We start from the raw sequence: 23,952 nt of genomic DNA, 5'->3' as shown, positions 1-23,952 counted from the left end.
TGGGAAGATCGTTTACTGATGGCAGAGAGAAGATCCTCTCTGCCAGCGGACGCTGCAATTAATCAAGAAGAGTTACATCAAGCAAACCAGCCGAACCTTGCGGATATCAGACTGAAAAGTCCTACAGCAGCAAATATATTTATCAGCACCACAGTTTTACTGGAAACATTCATTTTTGCCACCTTTCGTTTTAACCCTTATGGGTATAGTACGGCTTATAACTATCCGCAATAGTACGAATTCTGAACATAATGAAAATGGGTTGTTTTACAGCCGTTTTTCTTAAATTAATTAATAAAACTTGATGTGAGTCATGAAAAAGAGCATATTGCGCGCGATTTTCCCTTCTGGCCAGGATGCCTTAAATGTCCCTATACCAAAAAATGTTGGTTTTTTATGCGGTGATGGCCGTCATCACGGCAATCATCACCTGGTTTCTTTCCCGCGATAAAAAGCGGATCCGCTTTCTTAGCGCGGTATTAGTTGGGGCGACCTGGCCGATGAGTTTTCCCGTTGCGCTGATGTTTTCTCTTTTCTGATGACGGCGTATTCGCCGTTTCAGGAGAAAAGCAGGGCATCTAATCGTTTTTTGTCGGTTTCAGAGACATCCTGTGGGTGCTGATATCCCGCATTCTCATTCGCACGGGTGTACAAGGCAACCAGCCAGTCGTAAACGTAACGGCTTGCACCATGCGAGGGTTGTTCATCCAGCTTCGTCAGGCGTAACATCGGCGATTGCTTCGGCGCGCTAAAAATAGGCGATCCTTTTTGGATCCTGCTGGCAGGGCGCTGTTCCTCAGCAACGTCGGCAAATCCAAGCCAGGTAATAAAATCACCAATATCGGCGTGTAACTGCGCGGCACAGACATTTTCTCGCTGCATAATGCGCTGTAAGCGTTGTGGCATCTCCAGGCGATAGCTGGTGGTGACGAGAATGTCGGCAACCAGCCTTAACGTACGGGGATCGAGTCGTAAACGGCGGGCATTATTTTCATCGCGACACCACTGGCGCACGTGGTTAATCCACATTTTGTGTGCCTGATATCCGGTCTCCTGACTTTCCGGCGAGTGTAGTGTGTCACGCACTTCGGCAAACAGGTCAATCTCTTCATTAAATAAACCGCTTACCTGCTCCTCGCGCGGTTGCTGAATACGCAGCAGCGACTCAAAAATGCGCATCGGCGGGAGCAAACCATCCAGCAGTTCGCCATGTTTTGCCGCTTGCGCCTGTAACTGGCGGATCACCGACTCGTGGCTATCCGATTCAGCTTGAGCGGGATTAATCCAGCTTTTCAGAGTTTCGCGGATGCGCTGTTGATGCTGCTCGCGTAGAGAAGTCAACCTGGCCTGGCGCTGCTGTGGTGAGGTTGCCTGAGTCAGCCATTCGACAAGACGTTGTAAGCTATGTTTATCCAGCGCCTGCAACGTACCCCAATGCAGCCCGGGCTTGCCCATCAATTGCTGCACGGATTCATCAAGGTTTTGCTGGGTACTAAAACGCGCATCCTGTGGGGTGATGGCCCAAACCACGCCCGGTAATGCGGCATCATGAACAGGTTGGGTATCGTTGACCCAGCCCAACAGCTTGCGGGTGATGGCGGGCGTCTGGGCGCGGGCAGAGACCGCGTTGCAGATTAAGAGCACATCCGGTTGCAGGTGCTGGCGATAATGTTCCAGCATCCAGCCTAATTTTGCCTGCCACAGTGGGTTAGGATGAGCATCCGGGGCGAGGGGAATATCGAGCAGATCGACATTCTCCAGCACCGAGTCTTCAACCGTCAGGACCAGCTCGCGCGTGAGCAGCGCCAGTGACGACAAAGAAAGACTGACCGCATTGAGCAACTGATGATTTTCAATCGGATGAACCACCACATCGCTTTGCGTCTCATTATTGCTGGTCAATGCCACCTGGGTCAGGAAACTTTCGGCCGGTAAACCAAAATGATCAACCAGCAGACTCAGCGGGGCCGCTAATTCTTGCGCGTGTCCGGTTTGTTGCAACGTGTGCGCCAGCGCCAGCCACTGCTGCGTCAGCTCTGGTTGTTCTCCCCACAGTAACGCCCAGGCGTTTGCCCGGGTAGTCAGGTCCAGTGCAGGCAGCAACGTGGCAAACTGATACCATAGTGCATCGTCAATTTGCTGCTGGTTTGCCGGTACGCAGGAGCGCCAGAAACGACCAATTGCCGCAACATCATGTGCGGTAATGCCCGGCACCGGGTGACGCTGACGAAGCGTTTGCCATTTTTCCAGGCGCGCCTCAATAATCGATTTCTCGACCTGTCGGTTGCCCGGGAGCGCGCTGAACTGGGCGATAAATAGCTGTACCAGTTCGGCTTCACTGAGTAATCGCAGACGCAACGGCCATTCGCTATCATGCGGATTTTCATCGCGCGTAAAGCGGATCGCCATATTGGTTGGTGCATGGCCCGGATTAATATGCGAGAAATAATCAAAGCTGCGATCCGGGGTAACAATATTCACTTTGCCAGTGGCATTGCAGCACAATGCCGCCAGCAGATGTGCTTTTGCCGATTGTGAGTGTCCGTATAACCCTATACATCCTTGCGATGAAAAGGTCTCCTTCAACGCAGATTCACTCACTGCGGCTAGCGTAAGCTGTGCCAGCAGGGCATCCGCTTCATCATCAAGACGCGCCGCACGTTGACGGGTATCTACCACCCACTCGATGGCGGCCTGCGCGGTATTTAACATCTTACTCATTTCAGGTACACGCTCCCGCTATCAATCCAGTAATGGCTTCCGCTATGGCGACGGTCTGCCAGCGTATTCAGTTTTAACGTTAAGGCATTGGCGGCAACGGGGGTGCCATCCTGTAACCAGGCATCACTCAGGATGAAGAATTCCGGGCCACTTTCTTTGCTGCCGCCGCGTAGCTGCAGCCGAACATTCAACACGCCATCTCCGGCGATAGTTTTTGCCAGTTCGGCAGAGTTTATGCTGAGCGTATACAGCGGCGTGGCAGGCCAGCGGCTGTTTGCCAGTTGCCGAAATCCTAACGTCACGTTGCCACGTAACGGGAAATGCAACCGGGCATCCAGCTTCGCCCCAGGTTTATCCAGATCAATATCGTGATACCAGATGTTCTCATCGCGCAGGGTATTGACCGTATTATCCAGCACACCGAGAAAGCGTACGGTCGAGTAAGCGCCTATATCGGCAGCTTTAAAGTTAAAACGTGGCAAACGCAAATCCAGCGCCAGGCTGCACAGCATAGCGCCTACAGCAGCGGTGGATTTAGGGTTACCAATCCGCCCCTGTTGGCTGAACGGATACCACTCATGCACGCGGTAGTTATCCATCCAGATCATACGGTTAACCGGAACAGGTTGCAGATGGCGGATCAACGCCTGTACACCCGGTAAACAGGCGGGCCTGCCGGTCACTAATAAGATATCGCAGCGATAGTGTGAAATGGCCTCACAAACCGCGTGCAGTGGGGAAGTCAGGGTAAATTGCCCCGCCAATAGTGCTTCTTGTAACTGCCTGAACTGTACCTGTAACGGCACGCTCAGAACATCAAACGCTGGCGACCCTGCTGGCAACGCATGATCGATAGCCTGTTGGATGTAGTTCATCACGTTGCGCGTGGGTTGTTGACTCAGGAGTTCGCCAAAGGTGGCATGTAGCCCGGCGACCGGATCGTTAATATCGCTTTGTTCCCAGGCAGAGAGGACCGCATGACCGAGCGGCATAAAGAGCTGCAACGCCGTTTGTTGACGCAAAATCGCCTGGGTGTCAATGCGACCAGAATCGCCAAATAGCGTGGCCAGCAATGCGGCGGCGTCGGTCACGCCAGCCTGTTGTAAGCGGGTTTGCAGCGCAGGCAACACGCAGCGCTGAATCACGTCCAGCAGCATGTCATCGCCAGCCACCTTAAAACCTTCACGGAACAGCAGATGCGGGGTAATTTTGACGTTCGCGCCAACGCCGTCATCAAGCTGGTAATGAACGACGGCCATATCCGTTGTCCCGCCGCCAATGTCGATCGATGCCACGCGCAGTGCACGGCCTTTAGTCTCACCAGGCTCTGGCAAACGGTCCGGGCGGGCAAGAGCGTTAAAGAACGATTCGGTGTGGCCATCGTAGTGTGAGATAGCCTCGTTATACAGCCACACCAGTTGCCCGCAACTGGCTTCATCCCATTCCATCTGAATTTCAGGTACGGGAACCACACTCTTTTCCTGCTGCTTACGGGTGGTGAAGTCTTCATCCTGCGGGTGCCAGCCCATCGCTTTCCAGACCAGGGCAATAGCTTCAAACATGCGCAGGCGGAAAATCTCGCGCTCCTGTTTGGGCATCGCCGACGGTAGGGTCAGGATCAGCGTCCGCAACTGACGAGGAGACGCCGGGAATCCGAGGCGCAAACGCGTCGCTACGCTGTTAATTTGCCCCAGCGCCTGGGCCAGTATTTCGCACAGCATATGCGTCATCAGCGTGCTGCGGCTGTATTGTGGTGAGAACACTGGCAGACGATCGTCCTGCGGCAGGCTGAACAGCGGCTGCCCGTCATCGTTCATCAGGTTCATCAGCGGGAAGGCGGTAGCCAGCGGTTCGCGCTGGGTTTTGCCATTCATCTGGCTAAAGCGCCAGTCATGTAACACCGGCGTTTCATCCCACAGATAGCGGCGCGGGCTTGAGATCCCACTGTTGCCCTCGGTGCCCATACGCTGCATCGCCAGCTTACGGGCTTCATCACCCACACGCACAATCGACGGCCAGATAAAGGCGTCATCACGTCCGCTCTCAACGGAAAAGTGCTGCTTACCAAAGCGTGCTTCGGAAAACTCCAGCCGACTGGTGAATAGCGGATTGTTGAGGAACTGCGGCTCGCTTAACGAACGGACCTGCAATTCAGCGGTCTGACGCAGCCCGTCATTGGCATCCCCGTGATCTTCAATCAGGACACCACAGGTATGGGTATTACCGATATCCAAAATAAGATCGACGGGAATGGCGGGTGTGCTAAGGGTGTGCGTAACCAGTTTCACTTCCGGGACGGAAAGCTGCTCACCTAACAGGGTCAGCACATTCAGCCAGTGCGCCTGGTATTCAAAGTTACGCAGCGCCTGCTGGATCTCTTGTTCTGAGCGGTTCTCATGTTGGGTGACATGGTGCATAAAAGATTCGCGCAACCAGCCGTCAATCCAGGTCTGGTCAAGGAAATCAGCAATTTCGTTGTCATGCCAGGCCAGCGCAAACCGTGTACCGTTAAGCAGATCATTTTCGTTGGGGGTTAACGTCGCAGGGGCATTTTCAGTAAGCTGGCTGTCCAGCGCTACGGTAACACGGTGGGTGTTGCCTGCGCTGTCCGACTGCGGCAGCTTTCGCACCTGCACGCGTGCCCAGTTATCCGGACCTTCAACAAACGTACGCGGCGGGTTAAAGCGCAAAAACGGCAGTGGCAGCCAGACGCCGTCGAGCACGTCCAGCGAATAGTGCAGCGTCTGAGTACTTTCCGGCTTCACCACTTCGGGTTGCGCGCCGGTGCTGCCCGGTAGGGTATAGCGTCCTGACGTCAGATCGAAGTCTAGTCTCAGTAGCGGACCGTTTGCCGTTTTGCGCACAAAGCGTCCATGGTGCGCAGATTCCTGCGGCGTGAGGCCGAAATCCAGAAATTGCACACCGCTATTGGCGATGAGCGTCACGCTCTGTTTGTAATCACACAGATTCACCAACATAAAATCAGGCACCTATCTTTTTGATCGTCAGAGGGATTTCCGCGTGATCGTCATAACGCGCGGTACAGGCGGCGACGTCATTGGTTCCCGCTTTGCAGGTAATTTCAGGCATCGGATAACGTGAACCGTCGGTACAACGGGCATTGCCGCGACTCTTAATCATTAATTCACCCGACTGGTGCAAACCAGAGAAAATCTCGGCACGACAAACAATGTTGTCACCATGAACCACGCGCGCAGTGCCTTTATTGGCCTGGATCTGATAGCGCAGCGACGGCGCTTTGCCGCTCACCGGATCTTTAACATCGACCATGACGCGCCAGTTACCGTTGAGAAAACGCGTCGTTCCTGCCTTCATCTGGTTGGCATCCATCACCAGCGCATCTTTTGGAATCGCGGCGATCACCACCGGTCCTTCGACAGGTTTCTCTTTCTTCGCAGCGGGAGTCACTTCAGCACGATGCAGGGGCAGTGCAGATGTCAGTGCTGGTAGCGGTGCCATATCAACCTTAGCGACTTCAATAGCGGCTACTGCGGGTACGGGCTGGGTGGTCTGTTGCTTCCACAGCAGCGGCCCAACGATGGCTGCAATAATCACTGCGGCAACGGGGAGGCTCCACAGCGGCAGGCGGCGTATGGGCTTTTCATGTACCGGCGGGGCAGTGACTTCAGGTTCGCTAACAATAACCGGGGGGTGAGGTTCAGGTTCAACCGGTTTTGGCAGATCAACGACCGGCGTCAGTAAGGGGACATCGGCCTCGGCAAAGGTAATTTCCGGTGCGATTTCTTCTTCCTGTTCTGGCTCTGCTACGGTAACCACAGGAGGAACATCGGCAATGCGCAGGCAGTCGAGCACATCGTCGCGGGGATTTTCATTCAGATTGACGAAGCCCCAGAACGTAATAACGGGTTTGCCATCAACCAGAAACACGTGATTTTCACCGGGAAATTGGATGGCTTTTTCGAGCAGTGAGCCAAACAGCTGTAGGGAAGTTTTCCCCGATTGCAGGCTTTTACGGCTCAGGGTCGCCGCATTTTCCAGCGTGCTCCCCAGATAGCGCAGCGCACGAAAACGTGCTTCTTCATCAGCGGCTTTCCACGCCACGGCTTTCCCTTCTATCGGGGAATACCAGTCAACCCGATCGCCGTTGTCGTTAATTTGTGGGATCGCCAGACAATCCACCATCGCCTGCTGTTTACGCAGACGAAGCGTTTCACGAATTTGCAATGCTGAATCAAACACGGCCTGACCACCGCCGCCCACGGCCTGATAGTCATCCAAATTGCCGCTGCGCAAGAGAGTTTTTGCCACGTTGTTACCCCTTAGACTTCTTCACGTATCTACTTTACGTTTTATAAAAACGAGCAAACGGCGAAAGAGAGGCAAAAAGGGGCTAATTTTCATGGCATAGAGTGCCGGGAAAAATCTTGACGTTTTGAAAAAGACTTAAGGGAAATTAATTCGCTTGGAGTGATGAATTATTCAGCGAAATACACCGGATTAGAATAACCTGATAGTGATTTGTTATTGGTCAGTTTTTGTCAGCTATGCTCTGATATCTCGGTTAATAATAAAATAAGAAGGCTTATAACCATGATTGCAAGGAAAACGTTACTCGCGCTGGCTCTCAGCGCCGTCTTACCGTCAGGCGCTGCGTTCGCGGCCAATACTGACACCATCATCTATTGCTCTGAAGCATCTCCGGAGTCATTTAACCCGCAAATCGCCAGTTCAGGTCCTTCATTTGTGGCCAGTTCACAGGTGCTCTACAACCGACTCATCAACTTTGATCCAGTAAAGAATACCCCGATACCGTCTCTGGCAACGGACTGGACGATTTCCCCGGATGGTAAGACTTACACGTTTACCCTGCGTCAGGGCGTGAAATTCAACAGTAATAAATTCTTTAAACCGACCCGCGACTTCAACGCTGATGACGTGATTTTCTCGGTATTACGGCAGAAAGATGCCGATCATCCGTATCACAAGGTTTCTCAGGGAAGCTACGAATACTTTAACGATGTTGGTCTGGATAAACTGATTAAAGAAGTGAAGAAGCTCGATGATTATCACGTTCAGTTTGTCCTCAATGAACCTAATGCCGCGTTTCTTGCCGACTGGGGTATGGATTTTGCCTCCATCCTTTCTGCGGAATATGCCGACGCGATGCTGAAAAAAGGCACCCCGGAAAACGTCGATAACTGGCCGATTGGCACCGGGCCTTACGTGTTGCAACAGTACAAGCAGGACTCGCAAATCCGCTATCTTGCCAACCCTAACTACTGGGATGGCGCCGTTCCAACGAAGCACCTGATCTTCTCCATCACGCCAAACGTCCAGACGCGCCTGGCAAAACTGCAAACCAATGAATGCCAGATAATCCCGGCGCCAGCCCCCGTACAGTTTGACGAGATTAAAAAGAATAAAGATTTGACGCTGCATTCAGTTGAAGCGCTAAACGTCGGGTATCTGGCGTTTAATACCGAGAAAAAACCGTTTGATAACGTACTGGTGCGTCAGGCGCTAAACTACGCGACCGATAAAAAGGCCATTATTAACGCCGTCTTTTTAGGTTCCGGTACGGTGGCAAAATCACCGATTCCGCCGAATATGATGGGCTTCAATAAAGATCTGCAGGATTACGCTTACGACCCGCAAAAGGCAAAAGACCTGCTGAAGCAGGCGGGGCTGGAAAACGGCTTTGAAGCGACGCTGTGGTCAATGCCGGTTCAGCGCCCTTACAACCCGAACTCCCGACGGATTGCTGAGATGATCCAGAGCGACTGGGCAAAGGTGGGCGTGAAGGCGAAAATTGTGTCGTACGAGTGGGGGGAATATCTCTCCGGAATGCGTAAAGGTGAGCATGACACCGCGTTGTTTGGCTGGATGTCAGACAACGGCGATCCGGATAATTTCGCCGATGTGCTGCTGGGCTGCGACAGCATAAAAACCGGATCTAACGCCGCGCGCTGGTGCGATAAAGAGTATAATTCGCTGGTTCAAAAGGCGAAGCTGGTGAGTAAACCGGAAGAGCGCGCCGCGCTTTACCAGCAATCGCAAGAGATTTTCTACCAGCAGGCTCCGTGGATAGCCCTGGCAAACGGTAAAACGTTCTATGCTACGCGCAGCAACGTTAGCGGATACAGCGTCAGCCTGATGGGCAGTGATTTTTCAAAAGCAAAATTAAATTAATGAGTTAAGGAGAGGTTATGTCGCATCTGGATGAGGTCAGCGCACGTGTTGATGCCGCCATTGAAGAGAGCGTCATTACGCATATGAATGAATTGCTGATTGAACTCAGCGATGATGTCGCGTTGAGCCGGGAAGACCGCTATACCCAGCAACAGCGTTTGCGTACGGCTATCGCACATCATGGCCGTCAGCATAAAGAAGATATGGAAGCCCGTCGCGAACAGTTGACCAAAGGCGGCACAATCCTCTGATATTTCCCTTATCCGACCTACAGGCACGTTCTGTAGGTCTGATAAGCGAAGCGCCATCAGGCAATTAAAATGAACGTCTCGCCACCAGCCACGCCCCGATGACCAACAGCACCGCGCCACAGACCGGGCCTACCAGCGCCCGCAGCGGCACGCCGTGACTACGTAGAATATCCAGCACCAGCCCGCCGATTAACTGGCTAGCCACCAGTACCGCAATCGTCGTGGCGGCGCCTACATTTTGGTATCCACTAATACTGGCGAAAACAAAGAACGATCCCAACAAGCCGGGGATGAGCGTCCACCAGCGCACGCTGGATACCAGTTCACCAAACCCTGCCAAACCTTGCTTAAACCACAGTATGCTGACAAACAGCACGATCCCAACCAGCGAGTTAAGCAACATGGCGATGAGGATCGTCGAGGATGTCTGGGTGATGCGTACCATCAAGGTATTTTGCACCACCAGACCAATACCTGCGGCAATCAGAAAGGAGAGGGTCAGCGTCTGGTTCATCTACGGGCATCCGGATCGCGGCGATCGTCTAGCTGTAACTGCATGAAGGTCAGATCCAGCCAACGGCCAAATTTAGTGCCAACCTGCGGCATTTGCGCGGTGGTTTTAAAACCCAGCAAGCTGTGCAGATGCAGTGATGCCTGATTCTGAGACTCAATACCTGCCACCATCACATGCTTGCCGCATGCGCGGGCTTCGTCTATCAGTCTGCTGAGCAGTGCCCGTCCTAGCCCTTTTCCCTGATGTTCAGGATGAACATACACCGAATGTTCAACGGTATGACGGAAGCCATCAAAGTTACGCCAGTCGCCAAAGGAGGCGTATCCCGTAACCACGCCATTCTCTTCACTCACCAGCACCGGATACCCCATCAATTGGCGGGCTTCATACCAGGAAATACGATTTTCGGCATCGACCGTTTGATCGTTCCAGATAGCCGCCGTATGCAGTACCGCATGGTTGTAGATTTCTGCAATGGCGGCGCAGTCTTCTTTGCTGGCAAATCGAATTGACATGTTGAACCTCAGGGCTTGTTCACTATAGTATTACAATATGAATACTATTGAAGACAGCATAAATCAACGGATCAGTGCAAGAATTCGCATTGAGCGGGAATCTCGCGGTTGGTCACTCACGGAACTTGCCGAGCGCGCGGGTGTGTCGCGGGCCATGATCCATAAAATAGAGCGCGGCGAGAGTAGTCCAACGGCTACGCTGCTGGGCAGGCTTTCCGGCGCGTTTGGCATCAGCATGTCTACCCTGATTGCACGAGCTGAAATGCAGGAGGGCAAGCTCCTGCGCTTCGTCGATCAGCCTGTTTGGCACGATCCACAAAGTCACTATCTGCGCCGCCATGTTTCACCGCGCAGCGATCTGCCTATCGATCTGGTGCAGATCGAATTACCCGCCGGAAGTGATATCCCGATGCCAGCCTCTTCCTATGTGCAGGCCAGACAACTTATCTGGTTACAGCAGGGGGAATTAGTCTTTGTCGAAGGGGACGTACGCCATGAAATGCAGGCAGGTGATTGCCTGGAACTTGGCCCGCCGAATGACTGTCGGTTTATCAATGAAACCGCGCAACCTTGCGTTTACCTGGTTGTGCGGTTAAATCACGTCGTCAGCTAAATAGCAGGAACGGGCTGCTACTATTGATGGATTCATGCCAAAAGCAGAGGAGCACATCATGGGTCAACAGACTAATCGTAACCGTCGTTGGGTACTGGCTTCCCGTCCACATGGCGCGCCAGTCCCAGAGAACTTCCGTCTTGAAGAAGATGAAGTCGCAACACCGGGCGAAGGCCAGATGTTGTTGCGCACAGTTTATCTTTCCCTCGATCCCTACATGCGTGGCCGCATGAGCGATGAGCCATCTTACTCACCACCAGTAGATATTGGTGGTGTCATGGTTGGGGGTACCGTAAGTCGCGTGGTGTCATCCCACCATCCGGACTACCAGCCAGGCGAATGGGTATTGAGCTACAGCGGTTGGCAGGACTATGACATCTCCGACGGTAACGGGCTGGTGAAGCTTGGCGATCATCCCGAGCATCCCTCCTGGGCGCTGGGTGTTATGGGTATGCCGGGGTTTACCGCTTATATGGGCCTGCTGGATATCGGTCAGCCAAAAGCGGGGGAAACGCTGGTGGTAGCTGCCGCAACCGGGCCGGTTGGCGCAACGGTCGGGCAGATCGGTAAGCTTAAGGGTTGTCGGGTGATCGGTGTGGCGGGTGGGGCAGAGAAATGCCGACATGCCACCGAGGTATTGGGTTTTGATGTTTGTCTCGATCACCACGCACAAGATTTTGCGCAACAACTGGCAAAAGCCTGCCCGCAGGGTATTGATATTTATTACGAAAATGTCGGTGGAAAAGTATTTGATGCCGTTCTGCCATTGCTCAATACCTCAGCGCGGATTCCGCTTTGTGGCTTGGTCAGCGGTTATAACGCAACGTCGCTTCCGGCCGGACCTGACAGATTACCGCTGTTAATGGCAACGCTGCTGAAAAAGCGTATCCGCATGCAGGGTTTTATCATTGGTCAGGATTATGGACACCGTATTCATGAGTTTCAGCGGGAGATGGGGCGCTGGGTTAAAGAGGGCAAAATCCACTACCGCGAGCAGGTGACCGACGGTCTGGAAAATGCACCACAAACCTTTATCGGTCTGCTGACTGGCAAAAACTTCGGCAAGGTAGTGATTCGTCTTGCTGAGGAGTGATGCGTAAAAACTGATGGCGGGAGTCATTCCCGCCAGTGTTACTCAAAACGCCAGGCCAGATTAATACCTACGCCATAGTTTCGTCCTGGCGCCGGTTCGTAGTATCTGCCATTTGACTCATTCACAATCACCGAGCCGACATATGTTTTATCGAACAGATTATCCACCCGTCCGAACAGGTCTACCATGAGATTGCTGTAATAAAATTTATAACCGGTATTCAAGCCAACAACGGAATATGACGGGGCTTTCGCCGTATTTTCATCATTGGCCATAATGTCGCCCATATAACGCACATCTGCTCCCGCATACCAACCTTCATCAGGAACGTAGCCCAGTGACGCAAATCCCATGTTTTGCGCTATGCCGGGCAGTCGGTTGCCGTTGCAGTTTTGATCCCCACAGACGTTGCTGCGGTAGGTTGCATCCAGCCAGGTCCATGATGCTTTTGCTCGCCAGTTTGCGGCAAAGCGTTGATCCCAGGATAATTCCCCTCCCTGACGGCGAGTTTTTCCGGCGTTTTTATAAGTTGTCCGTCCGCCGTTGCTGCTGTCAACGACGATTTCGTCGTCTGTGTTAGTCTGGAACAAGGCCACGGTAAACAACCCATCGCCAACACGTGTTTTGCTACCGATTTCAACGGTGTTATTTGTGGACGGCTGTAAACCAAAATTCATGCCGCTTTGGCCGTCGGAACGGTAGGACAGTTCGTTAATGGTGGGTGTTTCGAAACCGCGACCCGCGGCCAGATAGACGTTCCAGGCATCGGTGATGGCATATTTTAACGATCCGGCTGGCAGCCATTGGTGATAGCTGGCGTCACCGCTGTCATCTCCGTTACCGGGCGTAATATAGCGATCGTTAGAATCAAACCACACCGAACTGTAACGAACGCCAGCATCCAGTGAGAGTTTCTGCGTTAATTGCCACTGTGTTTGCAGATAGGGGTCGACATTCCACATCAGGTTACGTTCGTTACGTCGTAAGTCGCCTTTCTGCCCATACTCCGGCACGCCATCATCAAGACGGAAGTTGTTGTAGCCTTTACGGTTTTCGCTCATGTTTTCATAATTCAGACCGGTGGTGAAGGTCACGGGGATGCCCAACTCACCCCGATGAGTCCAGCGGTTGTCTATCCCCTGATAATGACGTTGCAGGGTAATGACGCCTCCGGCATGAGACGGTTTTAACTGTGGTGCCATCGGGATCGACTGATACTGAGTAGTTTCACGTTCTCCTGCATAGGTCATGATACTGATATCATCCTGCTCGCTAAGCTGGCGTTCATAGCGCAATCCCGCCTGGGTCTGCTTGATGGTTTTTCGCGTATTGAATTGCTCAGCACGGGGTGATTGCTGTGGATCAACCAGCCATTCCGACTCGGTAAGACCGCCGGGATCGGCGGCTTTACTGTCAACACTATTGAAAATCAGAGTTAGTTTGCTCGCATCGTCTATGCGCACGCCAAGTTTGGCATTGGCCAGATTTTTTTGCGCGCTACTGTGATCGCGATAACCGTGGGTGGTAAACCGGGTTGTCGAAACGGTGTAATCCACATCGCCTTGCTGAGTACCATCTCCCAGAGCTCCCGTTGCTTTTAACCCGTAGCGCCAGGTGCCAAAACTGCCGTAATAACTGCTGGCCTCAATGGTTGGCGGCTCATGTCCTGTCTCAGTACTGACATTCATTACCCCGCCGGACGCATTGCCATACAGAGCAGAGAAGGGGCCGCGTAAAACCTCAATGTTTTGTACGCTGCTAATGTCAATATTGGATGTTTGACCTTGTCCATCCGGCATGGTTGCTGGAATACCATCGACGTACAAACGAATACCGCGGATACCATAAGTGGTTCGCGAACCAAATCCACGAATCGATAGCTGGAGGTCCTGGGCGTAATTTTGTCTGTTTTGTACCTGTAACCCCGGGACGCTGGTTAAGGATTCAGACAAGTTAATGCGCGGCGTTGCCAGACGCATATCCTCTCCGTCAACAACGCTGACGGCAGCAGGGGTGTCTAGCTCAGAAACGGACTGTGGCGTCGCACTCACGATCAGCGTTTGATCGTTTATCTCACTTTCTGCCAGGGCAAAAGGCGAGAAGAAGGCAGGCAATAAAGAAACAGGAACAACGGTATAGCGGGCTGAAAAAATCGTCATGAACAAGGCCAGTTAGGATGCTTGCGTCGAAAAATGAACGGTAAGCATGTGAATTTTATTTATAAAAAATGAATTTTAGCGCTGCGTAATTGCGGTAATTTTTCGGGCAATGAAAACGATTGTAGTCAATATGTGAAGAAGTGCTCCACTTTGAGATGAATAATGATTACTATTCTCATTCCTAAAAAGGCAAAACCATGATTTTGCTCATTGAAGCTATGTGAAGCAGTAACAAACGAATTTATCAAAGGGAGTCGTCATGTCTTTACGTCATCTGTTTTCGCCGCGTCTGCGTGGTTCTTTACTGTTAGGTTCACTGCTCGTTGCATCATCTTTTACTACGCAGGCTGCAGAAGAACTGCTGCGCAAAGCCGTCGGCAAAGGTGCCTATGAAATGGCGTACAGCCAGCAAGAGAACGCGTTGTGGCTGGCGACCTCACAGAGCCGCAAACTGGATACCGGCGGGGTGGTTTATCGTCTTGACCCGGTCACCCTCGAAGTGACCCAGGTGATTCATAACGATCTCAAACCGTTTGGTGCCACCATCAACAACGCCACGCAAACGCTGTGGTTCGGCAATACGGTAAACAGCGCGGTAACGGCGATGGATGCCAAAACGGGTGCGGTGAAAGGACGTCTGGTGCTGGATGCGCGTAAACGTTCTGAAGACGTTCGCCCGCTGCAGCCGCGTGAGCTGGTCGCCGATGATGCTACCAACACGGTATACATTAGCGGTATTGGTAAAGAGAGCGTGGTTTGGGTGGTGGACGGTGAGACGATCAAGCTGAAGGACACCATCCAGAATACCGGCAAAATGAGCACTGCTCTGGCTGTCGACAGCAAGGCTAAACGCCTGTACACCGCCAATGCGGACGGTGAATTCATTACCATTGACACCGCCACTAACAAAATTCTCAGCCGCAAAAAACTGCTGGATGACGGGAAAGAGCATTTCTTTATCAACCTGAGCCTGGACACAGCGGGCAACCGCGCATTTGTCACCGACTCTAAAGCGGCGGAAGTGCTGGTAATCGATACCCGTAATGGCAATGTACTGGCAAAAGTAGCCGCGCCGGAATCCCTGGCCGTGTTGTTCAACCCAACGCGTAATGAAGCCTACGTGACTCATCGCCAGGCCGGTAAAGTGAGTGTGATCGACGCGAAAAGCTATAAAGTCGTCAAAACATTCGAGACCCCAACGTTCCCGAATAGCCTGGCTCTCTCCGCCGATGGTAAAACCCTGTATGTCAGCGTGAAACAGAAATCTACCCGCGAGCAGGAAGCCACCCAGCCGGACGATGTTATTCGTATTGCGCTATAAAACATCCGGAGGGGGAAACCCCTCCTGTCATTTCTCTAAACCCCACGATACGCCTCGTTACACCCCGGCGGTAGCCCGAGCCACTTCAGGGACTTACACTACGCCCTCAACGGCTAACTGAATAACACGGGAATACCATGAAAAAGCCATTTATCTGTCTTTGTGCAGGCGTAATGCTGTTTACCCTTGCAGGATGTACCACCGATTACGTCATGACGACCAAAAGCGGACAAACCATCACCACCCAGGGTAAGCCAAAACTGGATAAAGATACGGGAATGACCAGCTATACCGATCAGGATGGAAATGCGCGGGAAATTAACAGCAACGATGTAGCGCAGTTGATTGAAGCGAACTAAAAATGAAGGCCTGAAGGGTTAACCAGTCAGGCCTTCAGCCATTACGGCGCGGTGCGGTGGATTTCCGCGACGCGTTTACGCACGCCGAACCACCCTGCAACCAGCAGGATGGCAATCAACGGTAATGACGCGATGGTGTAGGTGCCGTTTGGATAGTCAAACGCCATCAGCACTAGCACGCTCAGCAGGAATAGTAGGGTTAGCCACGAGGTAAACGGAGCGCCCGGCAGTTTAAAGCTGACGTCTGCCGTTTTACCTTCTTTTATGGCCCGGCGCAGACGCATCTGACAGACCATGATAAAGCCCCACGACGCAATAATGCCCAACGACGCGAAGTTCAACACGATCTCAAACACCTGCGACGGTACCAGATAGTTCAGAAATACCCCGACGACATAGACGACCAACGTGGCGAGGATCCCAGCCCAGGGTACTTGTTGACGGCTCATTTTAGCCATGAATTTAGGCGCCGATCCGCCCATCGACATGGAACGTAAAATACGCCCGGTGCAATACAGCCCAGAGTTAAGGCTGGAAAGCGCCGCGGTGAGCACCACAATATTCATGATACTGCCGATATACGGCACGCCCAGTTTGGAGAAGAAGGTAACAAACGGGCTTTGCCCCGCCTGATAGGCATTCCACGGCAGTAACAGAACCAGCAGAACGACAGAACCCACATAGAACAGACCAATACGCCAGATAACGCTATTGATCGCTTTTGGCACCATGGTTTGCGGATCTTTGCATTCTCCAGCAGCGGTGCCCACCAGTTCAATGGAGGCAAACGCAAAAACTACCCCCTGAACCAGTACCAGCGCTGGAAGCAGACCATGTGGGAAGAATCCACCGTTGTCGGTGATTAGGTGAAAACCGGTGGCGTTACCATCCAGCGGCTTTCCAGTGCCTAAAAAGACGGTACCCACCACCAGGAAAATCACAATCGCCAGCACTTTGACCAGCGCAAACCAAAACTCCATCTCCGCGAACCACTTCACGCCGATCATGTTCATGGTGCCGACAATGGCCAGCGCGCCGAGGGCGAACACCCACTGCGGTACATCACCAAATGCGCCCCAGTAATGCATATACAACGCCACCGCGGTGATATCGACAATGCCGGTCATCGCCCAGTTGATGAAGTACATCCAGCCAGCCACATAGGCGGCTTTCTCACCTAAAAATTCGCGAGCATAGGAGACAAAGCTGCCGCTGGAAGGGCGATGTAAAACCAGTTCACCAAGCGCACGCAGTATAAAGAACGAAAAAATACCGCACACCAGATAAACCAGCGCCAAAGCAGGACCCGCCATTTGCAAGCGTGCGCCAGCCCCTAAAAACAACCCGGTACCGATTGCGCCGCCAATGGCGATCATTTGTACCTGTCGATTACCCATCGCTTTGTGATACCCCTCTTCGTGGGCATTCAACCAGCGACGTTTCGCCGCATGTTGTTCCGCGGCTTGCGTGTTGTTTGTGTTCATTACTTTTCCTGTTGACCTGACAAAAATACAAAATCCTTTTTGCCGCACCTGCTGCGGCGAAAACAGCCTTACCCTTCATTGTGTTACGGGGGAAAACTGCCGGCCGAGCATCCTACATTCAATTGTTCGGTTCCGCAAAGCCCCGATAACAAGAATTCAGCATTTTTGTACAGCCAGCACTGGCGCGGTGTGGCCTCGATTCAGCCAATAAAAGAGAAGGGCGTAAATACGTGGAGAGGTGTGCGCTTATCGAGACATTCACCCGATAAGCGCCGTAAGGTTATGCTGAGACGCCAAAGACCTGAACGGCCTGCTGTAAGCGCGATGAACGCTGAGTCAGATCGGCGGTAGCATCGGTGACACGCTCCACCATCTCGGCGTTATTGTGTGTCATGGTGCCAACGCGTGAAATCGAATCGTTAATCAGATCCAGCGCCTGGGTTTGCTCACGCGTCGCCAGACTAATATCTTTGATCATCATCGACATCTGCAGGACATCGCCAATCATCCCAGTGAGATGCGTTTCCGTTTGCTCCACCATTTTGACGCCGCTATTGACGTTGGCGACGTTCTTCTCAATCAGCTGTTTGATCTCTTTTGCTGCAGACGCCGAGTGCTGCGCCAGATTACGGACCTCTGCCGCCACAACGGCAAAACCACGCCCGGACTCCCCGGCCCGCGCGGCTTCAACCGCGGCATTGAGCGCCAGAATATTAGTCTGGAAAGCAATACTGTCGATAACGCCGATGATGTCGACTATCTGCCCGTTGTCACGCGATATCGCCTGCATCATGGCGATAGTTTGTTTCATAATATCGCCGCCTTCTGCCGCATTGGCGCTGGTTTTATCGGCCATGGTCATAGTATGAGCCGCAGTCTCAGCAGTTTGCTGTACCGCGCTACCAATTTCTTCAATGGCGGCAGCGGTTTGTTGCAGGTCGGCGGAGGTTTCTTCTGAACGCTTGTGCAGCGCCGTACCTTCTTTTGATACCCGCTGACTGATGGCGCGAATACCGGATATTTGCGTACTGACATCATCGACCAGGGAATTCAGATTAAGCCCGGACTGATTAACCAGACGCATCAGCATTCCGATCTCATCCACCCGATTTAAATGACAGTTATCAGGTTTTCTCCCGGATACCACTTTCTTCATTTGCGTCAGTAGCGTATTAACTGGCTGACAAATTTGATACTTAAGGTAAATAGCAAGCATCAGAAATAAGAACAATAACCCTCCCGCCTGAATAAATGGATTAACAGGAGCGAAGAGAAATAGCACAGCGAGCAGGGCGATTACCCCTAAAGAATAATTGACGCGCTGGCTAATACTCAGCCATTTAAACATTGATGCCCATGACAATATTCCGCGACGAATGATAATGCCTTTAAAAAGACGAAACCCTTTAAGCTGCTGATTATTAATTTTTTGATATAAGTTTTCGCTTTGAGTTATTTCATCGCGCGAAGGAACGGTACGCACCGAGATGTAGCCGGTGAGTTTTTCATTGTGCCAGACTGGCGTAACGTTGGCGCGAACCCAGTAATGGTCGCCATTCTGTCGACGGTTTTTCACCATCCCCGTCCAGCTGTCTCCCTGCTGTAGCGTGTACCACATATCGGCGAACGCCGCGGGAGGCATATCGGGATGGCGAATAATATTATGTGGTTCGCCCATTAACTGGTGTTCGTTAAATCCGCTGGCATCAATAAACGCGGAGTTGGCGTAGGTAATATGACTTTCTTTATCCGTCGTAGAAAGCAGCGTCGCTTTATCGTTAAGTGCGTGCTCAATTTGTGTAACGGGCATGTTACTTTTCATAGAGGTCCCATGGTGCTATGTATAATCCATACAAAAATCCCCGCAATAAAATCGGGGGATATTAAAATCTGTTTTAAACCGTTTTAATAAGAAACGTTGCATTCTCTACTAATCATCAATTCTGTGGAAGTAGTTAAAATAAAAATTCCTATGTAAATCATTCATCCTGTGTCATAAAAGTGAAACAATTAATACAAGCGCATAACGTGACAAGTCGTTTAAACTGACTTAACGTAAATCGCGTTAAAAAACCTTTTCGTAAAAAGAAAACTGGCATGAAATGATTTTGATGTTATTACCGTGATTCCAACGACCCTATTATATTTTGTAGGCTATTAATTGCGGGTGTTTTTCTGTTTAGCGTTACAACCAGTACTGGGCGATCCAAATTTTAACCCTGGCAGCGACAGGGGCTGTTATCTACTTTTTAGCTGAGCAAATGTGAATTAAATGTTTCAGTATAGCTATTTGATAAATTAATAATAAAGACATGTTAACAAACATAGGCTCGTAACATGTCATATCGCCTGAGTATTCTGGATAAAAGCCCCATCGGGGAAGGTGAAACTGCCGCGACCGCGCTTTCCCGTATGTTGCGCCTGGCGCAACTGGCAGAAGAGTGGGGATACCATCGTTTCTGGATCGCGGAACACCATAATACGGCACAGCTGGCCAGCCCATCGCCGGAGCTGGTGATCGCCTGGATCCTCGGGCAAACCCAGCATATCCGCGTAGGTTCCGGCGGCGTAATGCTGCAACATTACAGCCCGTACAAAGTGGCGGAAAACTTCAATCTTCTGGCATCGCTGGCTCCTGGACGTGTCGATCTCGGCGTAGGGAAAGCCCCTGGCGGCTTACCGCTGTCGACCCAGGCGTTACAGCATGGGCTGCATCAGGAAGAAAAAGGCAGTTTTGCCGACCAGCTTTCTTTGCTTAACGATTGGCTGGCGCTGAGCGGAACGGAAAGCGGGGAAACGGTATTCCCAACGCCAATTCCACCGATTTCACCGGAAAAGTTTGTACTGGGAGCCAGTGTGCAAAGCGCGCAGTTAGCAGCGCAATCCGACTGGGATTTCATCTTCGCAGCGCACCTCAATGGTGACAAAGCGTTATTGCATGACGTTTTGTCCTTCTGGCAGACCCACAGTGCACGCCCGACGATAGTCGCCGTGCAGGTAATTGTGGCTGACAGTTACGACACCGCTGCGCAACTGGCGGAAAACGTACAAATCTGGGGCGTGGAGCTGGAAGATGGTCAACGTGTCACGGTAGCCAGCGAAGAACAGGCGCTGGCGTTTGCCGCTCAGTCTGGCAGTCCACCACGCAAAATCGCGCGTCGTGAGCAGGCGTTGCTACATGGCACCGCTCAGGAGGTGATGGCAAAGCTGAATGCTCTGCATACGCAATTTGGCATTGACGAGTTCATTATCGACACGCCAGTGGCGCAAGGGCATGCGCGTCTGACATCGCTGCGTTTGTTGGCGCAAGCCCATAACGCCGTGGAGGTGCTCTGATGACTCTCGGCTCAACGCTTATCGACTGGCGTCGTGAACTACATCAGCATCCGGAGCTTTCCCTGCAGGAGGAAGCAACCACGGCGCGCATTCACGCCTGGTTGCACGCTGCGGACGTCGACATTCTGCCGTTCGAGCTGAAAACCGGTCTGGTCGTGGAAATTGGTCAGGGAGAAGATGTCATCGCGCTGCGGGCGGATATCGACGCGCTACCGATAGAAGAAAGTGCCGACGTTCCGTTTCGCTCCCTCACGCCGGGCGTGATGCATGCCTGCGGGCATGACGTCCATACCAGCGTCATGCTTGGTGCAGCACTGCTGCTAAAACAGCAGGAAATAACCTTACCGGGGCGAGTACGTATTTTGTTTCAGCCTGCTGAAGAGAGTTTCGACGGCGCAAAAACGTTGATCCGCGCCGGTGCGCTGCAAAACGTAGCGGCTATTTTCGGTATGCACAATGAGCCCGGTTTGCCAGTGGGCGAATTTGCCACACGCGGCGGCGCATTTTATGCCAATGTCGATCGCTTCGTGCTGCGCATAAATGGCAAGGGCGCACATGCGGCGCGTCCGCATGAAGGTAAAGATGCCATCCTGCTCGCCAGCCAGTTGGTAACGGTGCTGCAAAGCGTTGCCAGCCGCGACATAAACACGCTGGATTCGGTGGTGCTCAGCGTGACCCGTATTCAGGGGGGAAACACATGGAACGTACTGCCGGAGTCCGTTGAGCTGGAAGGGACACTCAGAACGCACCGAACCCAGGTACAGCAGCAGGTTAAGGCTCGGGTTAATGACATTGCCGCCGGATTTGCCCACGCCTTTGGCGCACAAATCGACGTAATCTGGCATGCGGGACCAACCGCGTTGGTAAATGATGATCGTTGGGCCGATATTGCCACCGCGGTGGCGAAACAGTCAGGCTATACCACCCACCATGCCGACCTGCATATGGGCGGGGAGGATTTTGCCGTCTACCTGCAAAATACACCTGGCGCATTTGTCAGTATTGGCAGCGCCAGTGAATACGGATTACATCACCCGGGATTTAATCCGGACGAGCGTTTAATTGAACCTGCCGCGCACTACTTTGCGCAGTTAGCAAAAACGGCATTCGCACACCTTTAAGTTTACCTGTTGGGTAGGGGTTATTATGGCTGAAAATCGGCAACTACGGCTCGGCACTATTCTACATGGCGCATCGGGAAATATGTCCGCGTGGCGCCATCCGGCGGCTCAGGCTGATGCCAGTATTAATTTTGATTTTGTCAAAGAGACAGCGCTTATTGCGGAAAAAGGGAAACTGGATTTTATTTTTGTCGCCGATGGTCTGTATATTAATGAAAAATCAATCCCGCACTTTTTAAATCGTTTTGAGCCGCTGACGGTATTATCCGCTCTGGCCAGTATCACCCAGAATCTGGGGCTGGTTGGCACGGTGTCCACATCATACAGCGAGCCGTTTACGACCGCACGGCAGTTCGCTAGCCTGGACCATCTCAGCCAGGGGCGCGCCGGGTGGAACGTGGTTACGTCGCCTCTGGAAGGATCGGCAAAAAACTACTCTCGCGCTCAGCATCCAGAGCATGCCCAGCGTTATCGTATTGCTGATGAATATTTACAGGTAGTGAAAGGACTGTGGGATTCCTGGGAAGACGATGCTTTTACCCGTAATAAAACAAGCGGGGAATTTTTTAATCCGCAAAAAATGCACACGCTTAACCATCATGGAGATTATTTCCAGGTTGCCGGGCCCTTAAATATTGGGCGTACACCACAAGGTCGTCCGATTATATTTCAGGCGGGAGCTTCAGCAGATGGCAAGAAATTAGCGGCGCAGCATGCTGATGCCATTTTTACCCATCAGGAGTCGCTGGCAGAGGCTAAAGCGTTCTATCAGGATGTAAAAAGCCAGCTGGAAGTCGCCGGACGACATCCCGATCAACTGCATATATTCCAGGGCGTCAGCGTTATTGTTGGCGACAGCGCAGAAGACGTTGAGCAGCAGTATCAGACTACCGCTGCGCTGGTCTCCGTTACTGACGCGCTGAACTATCTTGGCCGCTACTTTGAACATCATGATTTTGCCCAATATCCGCTGGACGCACCGTTCCCGGATCTGGGCTCTCTCGGACAAAACAGCTTTCGCAGTACGACTGATGAGATCAAACGCAACGCACGCGAGCGTGGTTTAACACTTCGTCAGGTTGCTCTGGAAGCGGCCAGCCCACGTCCGCGTTTCAGCGGCACGCCACAACAGGTTGCCGACGGCCTGCAGCAGTGGTTCGACGAAAAAGCCGCAGACGGTTTTATCATCCAGGGCGGAACGCCGGATACCTTCCCGCGTTTTGTCGAACAGGTTGTCCCCGTGCTTCAGGCGCGCGGCCTGTTCCGCCATGAATATCCCGGTACGACCCTGCGCGCAAGCCTGGGATTAGCGACACCTGCAAATCAATTCACACAATAAGAGAAAAACGCTATGCAGAAAAAATCAGTATTTCTCGCGCTGTCACTGGCTTTCAGCGCGACCGTTTGGGCAAATGAGGTGACGATTAACGGCACCGGCGTAAGCCTGGAAGCCAATAAAGCGCCAATCAATACAGCAAAAAACCCGCAGGCGATCGCGCAGTTGCCCGCAAACCTGCACCTGGCCGTACCGGGCAAATTCACCGTGGCGATTGCCGGGCTCAGCCAGCCACCGCTGACCGTTTTTGCCGATGACAATAAGACGTTGATCGGCAGCGAGGCGGACATCGCGCGTCTGGTGGCTGACAGTCTGGGACTGGAACTTAACGTTGTACCTACGTCATGGGAAGACTGGCCGCTGGGTGTCACTTCCGGCAAATACGATGCCGCGATCAGCAATATTACCGTCACCAAAGCACGCAAAGAAAAATTCGATTTCGCGACGTATCGGAAGGACTCTCTTGGCTTTTATGTCAAAACCGGTAGCAAGCTGAAGAAAATCGAGCAGGCGGAAGATATCGCAGGACTACGCATTATCGTCGGTTCGGGGACAAACCAGGAAGCCATTCTGTTGGCCTGGAACGATGAGAACGTGAAGAAAGGGTTACAGCCGTTTACGCCGGTGTATACCAAAGATGATGCCGCGCAAACCCTGGCCCTACAGTCGGGCCGCGCTGATGCCTACTTCGGTCCTAATGTAATCGGCGCGTGGAAAGCTGCACTCAACGGTAAAACGCAATTAGTGGGTAGCGTTGATGGCGGTTGGCCAAATGCGGCACATATCGCTGTGACGCTGAAAAAAGACAGCGGTCTGGTTCTGCCGGTACAAACCGCCCTCAACGGCGTGATTGGCAACGGCGACTATGACAAGGTGCTGAATCGCTGGGGAGAAGGGGTGGAACGCATTCCACAATCTGAAATCAACCCGGCCGGTTTAGGCGACTAAGGAGGTCATC

At 52.4% G+C, this 23,952-nt stretch carries 20 protein-coding genes; 11 read left to right on the top strand and 9 right to left on the bottom strand.

Annotated features, from left to right (window positions below):
• Positions 1-77: 77 nt before the first annotated feature.
• The gene (gene yncL, locus OGY10_RS12220; RefSeq protein ID WP_071524268.1) at positions 78-173 is read right to left on the bottom strand and encodes a stress response membrane protein YncL; all 96 of its coding nucleotides are present in this window, start codon (positions 171-173) and stop codon (positions 78-80) included.
• Between the two features lie 192 nt (positions 174-365).
• On the opposite strand from yncL, the gene OGY10_RS12215 reads away from it, so the two are divergent.
• Positions 366-539 carry a GhoT/OrtT family toxin gene (locus OGY10_RS12215; protein ID WP_003020198.1) on the top strand — a complete coding sequence of 58 codons (174 nt, stop codon included), beginning with the start codon at positions 366-368 and terminating at the stop codon, positions 537-539.
• 19 nt (positions 540-558) lie between these two features.
• On the opposite strand, the gene OGY10_RS12210 is transcribed toward OGY10_RS12215, so the two are convergent.
• The 3 genes from OGY10_RS12210 to OGY10_RS12200 are packed head-to-tail and all read right to left on the bottom strand — an operon-like array spanning position 559 to position 7,011.
• On the bottom strand, positions 559-2,721 hold the full coding sequence (locus OGY10_RS12210) for a virulence factor SrfC family protein (RefSeq protein WP_286576801.1): 2,163 nt from the start codon (positions 2,719-2,721) through the stop codon (positions 559-561).
• Positions 2,718-5,699 (bottom strand): virulence factor SrfB, encoded by a 2,982-nt coding sequence (locus OGY10_RS12205; RefSeq protein ID WP_286576800.1) that lies wholly within the window; start codon positions 5,697-5,699, stop codon positions 2,718-2,720. The genes OGY10_RS12210 and OGY10_RS12205 overlap by 4 nt, the downstream gene beginning before the upstream one ends.
• Positions 5,700-5,703: 4 nt before the next feature.
• Positions 5,704-7,011, bottom strand: coding sequence for an SrfA family protein (locus OGY10_RS12200; protein ID WP_286576798.1), 1,308 nt, complete (start codon positions 7,009-7,011; stop codon positions 5,704-5,706).
• 282 nt (positions 7,012-7,293) lie between these two features.
• On the opposite strand from OGY10_RS12200, the gene OGY10_RS12195 reads away from it, so the two are divergent.
• Positions 7,294-8,892 (top strand): ABC transporter substrate-binding protein, encoded by a 1,599-nt coding sequence (locus OGY10_RS12195; RefSeq protein WP_103014863.1) that lies wholly within the window; start codon positions 7,294-7,296, stop codon positions 8,890-8,892.
• Between the two features lie 17 nt (positions 8,893-8,909).
• Entirely contained in the window at positions 8,910-9,143 is a 234-nt protein-coding gene (locus OGY10_RS12190) for a YdcY family protein (protein ID WP_003020183.1), read from the top strand.
• 64 nt (positions 9,144-9,207) lie between these two features.
• Here OGY10_RS12190 and OGY10_RS12185 read toward each other — a convergent pair whose 3' ends face one another.
• Entirely contained in the window at positions 9,208-9,657 is a 450-nt protein-coding gene (locus tag OGY10_RS12185) for a DMT family transporter (RefSeq protein WP_008784831.1), read from the bottom strand.
• Positions 9,654-10,172, bottom strand: a complete 519-nt coding sequence (locus OGY10_RS12180; RefSeq protein WP_048235335.1) for a GNAT family N-acetyltransferase — start codon at positions 10,170-10,172, stop codon at positions 9,654-9,656. The genes OGY10_RS12185 and OGY10_RS12180 overlap by 4 nt, the downstream gene beginning before the upstream one ends.
• A gap of 37 nt (positions 10,173-10,209) precedes the next feature.
• On the opposite strand from OGY10_RS12180, the gene OGY10_RS12175 reads away from it, so the two are divergent.
• Together OGY10_RS12175 and curA are read left to right on the top strand one after the other, a co-directional pair.
• Complete coding sequence (locus OGY10_RS12175; protein WP_003833097.1) at positions 10,210-10,785, top strand: helix-turn-helix domain-containing protein; 576 nt, start codon at positions 10,210-10,212, stop codon at positions 10,783-10,785.
• Between the two features lie 58 nt (positions 10,786-10,843).
• Positions 10,844-11,878, top strand: coding sequence for an NADPH-dependent curcumin/dihydrocurcumin reductase (gene curA, locus OGY10_RS12170; RefSeq protein ID WP_218659235.1), 1,035 nt, complete (start codon positions 10,844-10,846; stop codon positions 11,876-11,878).
• Between the two features lie 38 nt (positions 11,879-11,916).
• On the opposite strand, the gene pqqU is transcribed toward curA, so the two are convergent.
• Positions 11,917-14,037: a TonB-dependent receptor PqqU gene (pqqU, locus tag OGY10_RS12165; protein WP_267454511.1), complete on the bottom strand. Its 2,121-nt coding sequence runs from the start codon at positions 14,035-14,037 to the stop codon at positions 11,917-11,919.
• Between the two features lie 259 nt (positions 14,038-14,296).
• Between pqqU and yncE the strand changes: the two genes are divergently transcribed.
• Both yncE and OGY10_RS12155 read left to right on the top strand, forming a co-directional pair.
• Entirely contained in the window at positions 14,297-15,358 is a 1,062-nt protein-coding gene (gene yncE / locus OGY10_RS12160; protein ID WP_032943509.1) for a 7-bladed beta-propeller protein YncE, read from the top strand.
• A gap of 137 nt (positions 15,359-15,495) precedes the next feature.
• Positions 15,496-15,717 (top strand): YgdI/YgdR family lipoprotein, encoded by a 222-nt coding sequence (locus OGY10_RS12155; RefSeq protein WP_003020157.1) that lies wholly within the window; start codon positions 15,496-15,498, stop codon positions 15,715-15,717.
• A gap of 41 nt (positions 15,718-15,758) precedes the next feature.
• Here OGY10_RS12155 and ansP read toward each other — a convergent pair whose 3' ends face one another.
• Entirely contained in the window at positions 15,759-17,201 is a 1,443-nt protein-coding gene (gene ansP / locus OGY10_RS12150; RefSeq protein WP_003833088.1) for an L-asparagine permease, read from the bottom strand.
• Between the two features lie 280 nt (positions 17,202-17,481).
• Positions 17,482-19,023 (bottom strand): methyl-accepting chemotaxis protein, encoded by a 1,542-nt coding sequence (locus tag OGY10_RS12145; RefSeq protein WP_208744289.1) that lies wholly within the window; start codon positions 19,021-19,023, stop codon positions 17,482-17,484.
• 515 nt (positions 19,024-19,538) lie between these two features.
• Between OGY10_RS12145 and OGY10_RS12140 the strand changes: the two genes are divergently transcribed.
• From OGY10_RS12140 to OGY10_RS23805, 4 genes are read left to right on the top strand one after another with little or no spacing between them, the layout of a single operon-like run.
• On the top strand, positions 19,539-20,537 hold the full coding sequence (locus tag OGY10_RS12140) for an LLM class flavin-dependent oxidoreductase (protein ID WP_286576796.1): 999 nt from the start codon (positions 19,539-19,541) through the stop codon (positions 20,535-20,537).
• A complete protein-coding gene (locus tag OGY10_RS12135) occupies positions 20,537-21,658 on the top strand; it encodes an amidohydrolase (RefSeq protein ID WP_125363267.1) in 1,122 nt (373 codons plus the stop codon). The genes OGY10_RS12140 and OGY10_RS12135 overlap by 1 nt, the downstream gene beginning before the upstream one ends.
• A gap of 25 nt (positions 21,659-21,683) precedes the next feature.
• Positions 21,684-22,997 (top strand): LLM class flavin-dependent oxidoreductase, encoded by a 1,314-nt coding sequence (locus OGY10_RS23810; protein ID WP_502873677.1) that lies wholly within the window; start codon positions 21,684-21,686, stop codon positions 22,995-22,997.
• Positions 22,998-23,009: 12 nt separating this feature from the next.
• Complete coding sequence (locus OGY10_RS23805; protein ID WP_100272441.1) at positions 23,010-23,942, top strand: ABC transporter substrate-binding protein; 933 nt, start codon at positions 23,010-23,012, stop codon at positions 23,940-23,942.
• The last annotated feature ends 10 nt before the right edge of the window (positions 23,943-23,952 follow it).

The sequence above is a fragment of the Citrobacter sp. Cpo148 genome (genome assembly GCF_030332375.1).
In the GTDB taxonomy this organism is placed as follows: Bacteria; Pseudomonadota; Gammaproteobacteria; order Enterobacterales; family Enterobacteriaceae; genus Citrobacter; species Citrobacter portucalensis.
This window is presented reverse-complemented; position numbering and strand designations above follow the sequence as displayed.

Bases quoted from the DNA above. Each gene is read 5' to 3' on its own strand.
- yncL (WP_071524268.1), bottom strand. From the start codon at position 173: ATGAATGTTTCCAGTAAAACTGTGGTGCTGATAAATATATTTGCTGCT.
- OGY10_RS12215 (WP_003020198.1), top strand. From the start codon at position 366: ATGTCCCTATACCAAAAAATGTTGGTTTTTTATGCGGTGATGGCCGTC.
- OGY10_RS12210 (WP_286576801.1), bottom strand. From the start codon at position 2,721: ATGAGTAAGATGTTAAATACCGCGCAGGCCGCCATCGAGTGGGTGGTA.
- OGY10_RS12205 (WP_286576800.1), bottom strand. From the start codon at position 5,699: ATGTTGGTGAATCTGTGTGATTACAAACAGAGCGTGACGCTCATCGCC.
- OGY10_RS12195 (WP_103014863.1), top strand. From the start codon at position 7,294: ATGATTGCAAGGAAAACGTTACTCGCGCTGGCTCTCAGCGCCGTCTTA.
- OGY10_RS12190 (WP_003020183.1), top strand. From the start codon at position 8,910: ATGTCGCATCTGGATGAGGTCAGCGCACGTGTTGATGCCGCCATTGAA.
- OGY10_RS12185 (WP_008784831.1), bottom strand. From the start codon at position 9,657: ATGAACCAGACGCTGACCCTCTCCTTTCTGATTGCCGCAGGTATTGGT.
- OGY10_RS12180 (WP_048235335.1), bottom strand. From the start codon at position 10,172: ATGTCAATTCGATTTGCCAGCAAAGAAGACTGCGCCGCCATTGCAGAA.
- OGY10_RS12175 (WP_003833097.1), top strand. From the start codon at position 10,210: ATGAATACTATTGAAGACAGCATAAATCAACGGATCAGTGCAAGAATT.
- curA (WP_218659235.1), top strand. From the start codon at position 10,844: ATGGGTCAACAGACTAATCGTAACCGTCGTTGGGTACTGGCTTCCCGT.
- pqqU (WP_267454511.1), bottom strand. From the start codon at position 14,037: ATGACGATTTTTTCAGCCCGCTATACCGTTGTTCCTGTTTCTTTATTG.
- yncE (WP_032943509.1), top strand. From the start codon at position 14,297: ATGTCTTTACGTCATCTGTTTTCGCCGCGTCTGCGTGGTTCTTTACTG.
- OGY10_RS12155 (WP_003020157.1), top strand. From the start codon at position 15,496: ATGAAAAAGCCATTTATCTGTCTTTGTGCAGGCGTAATGCTGTTTACC.
- ansP (WP_003833088.1), bottom strand. From the start codon at position 17,201: ATGAACACAAACAACACGCAAGCCGCGGAACAACATGCGGCGAAACGT.
- OGY10_RS12145 (WP_208744289.1), bottom strand. From the start codon at position 19,023: ATGAAAAGTAACATGCCCGTTACACAAATTGAGCACGCACTTAACGAT.
- OGY10_RS12140 (WP_286576796.1), top strand. From the start codon at position 19,539: ATGTCATATCGCCTGAGTATTCTGGATAAAAGCCCCATCGGGGAAGGT.
- OGY10_RS12135 (WP_125363267.1), top strand. From the start codon at position 20,537: ATGACTCTCGGCTCAACGCTTATCGACTGGCGTCGTGAACTACATCAG.
- OGY10_RS23810 (WP_502873677.1), top strand. From the start codon at position 21,684: ATGGCTGAAAATCGGCAACTACGGCTCGGCACTATTCTACATGGCGCA.
- OGY10_RS23805 (WP_100272441.1), top strand. From the start codon at position 23,010: ATGCAGAAAAAATCAGTATTTCTCGCGCTGTCACTGGCTTTCAGCGCG.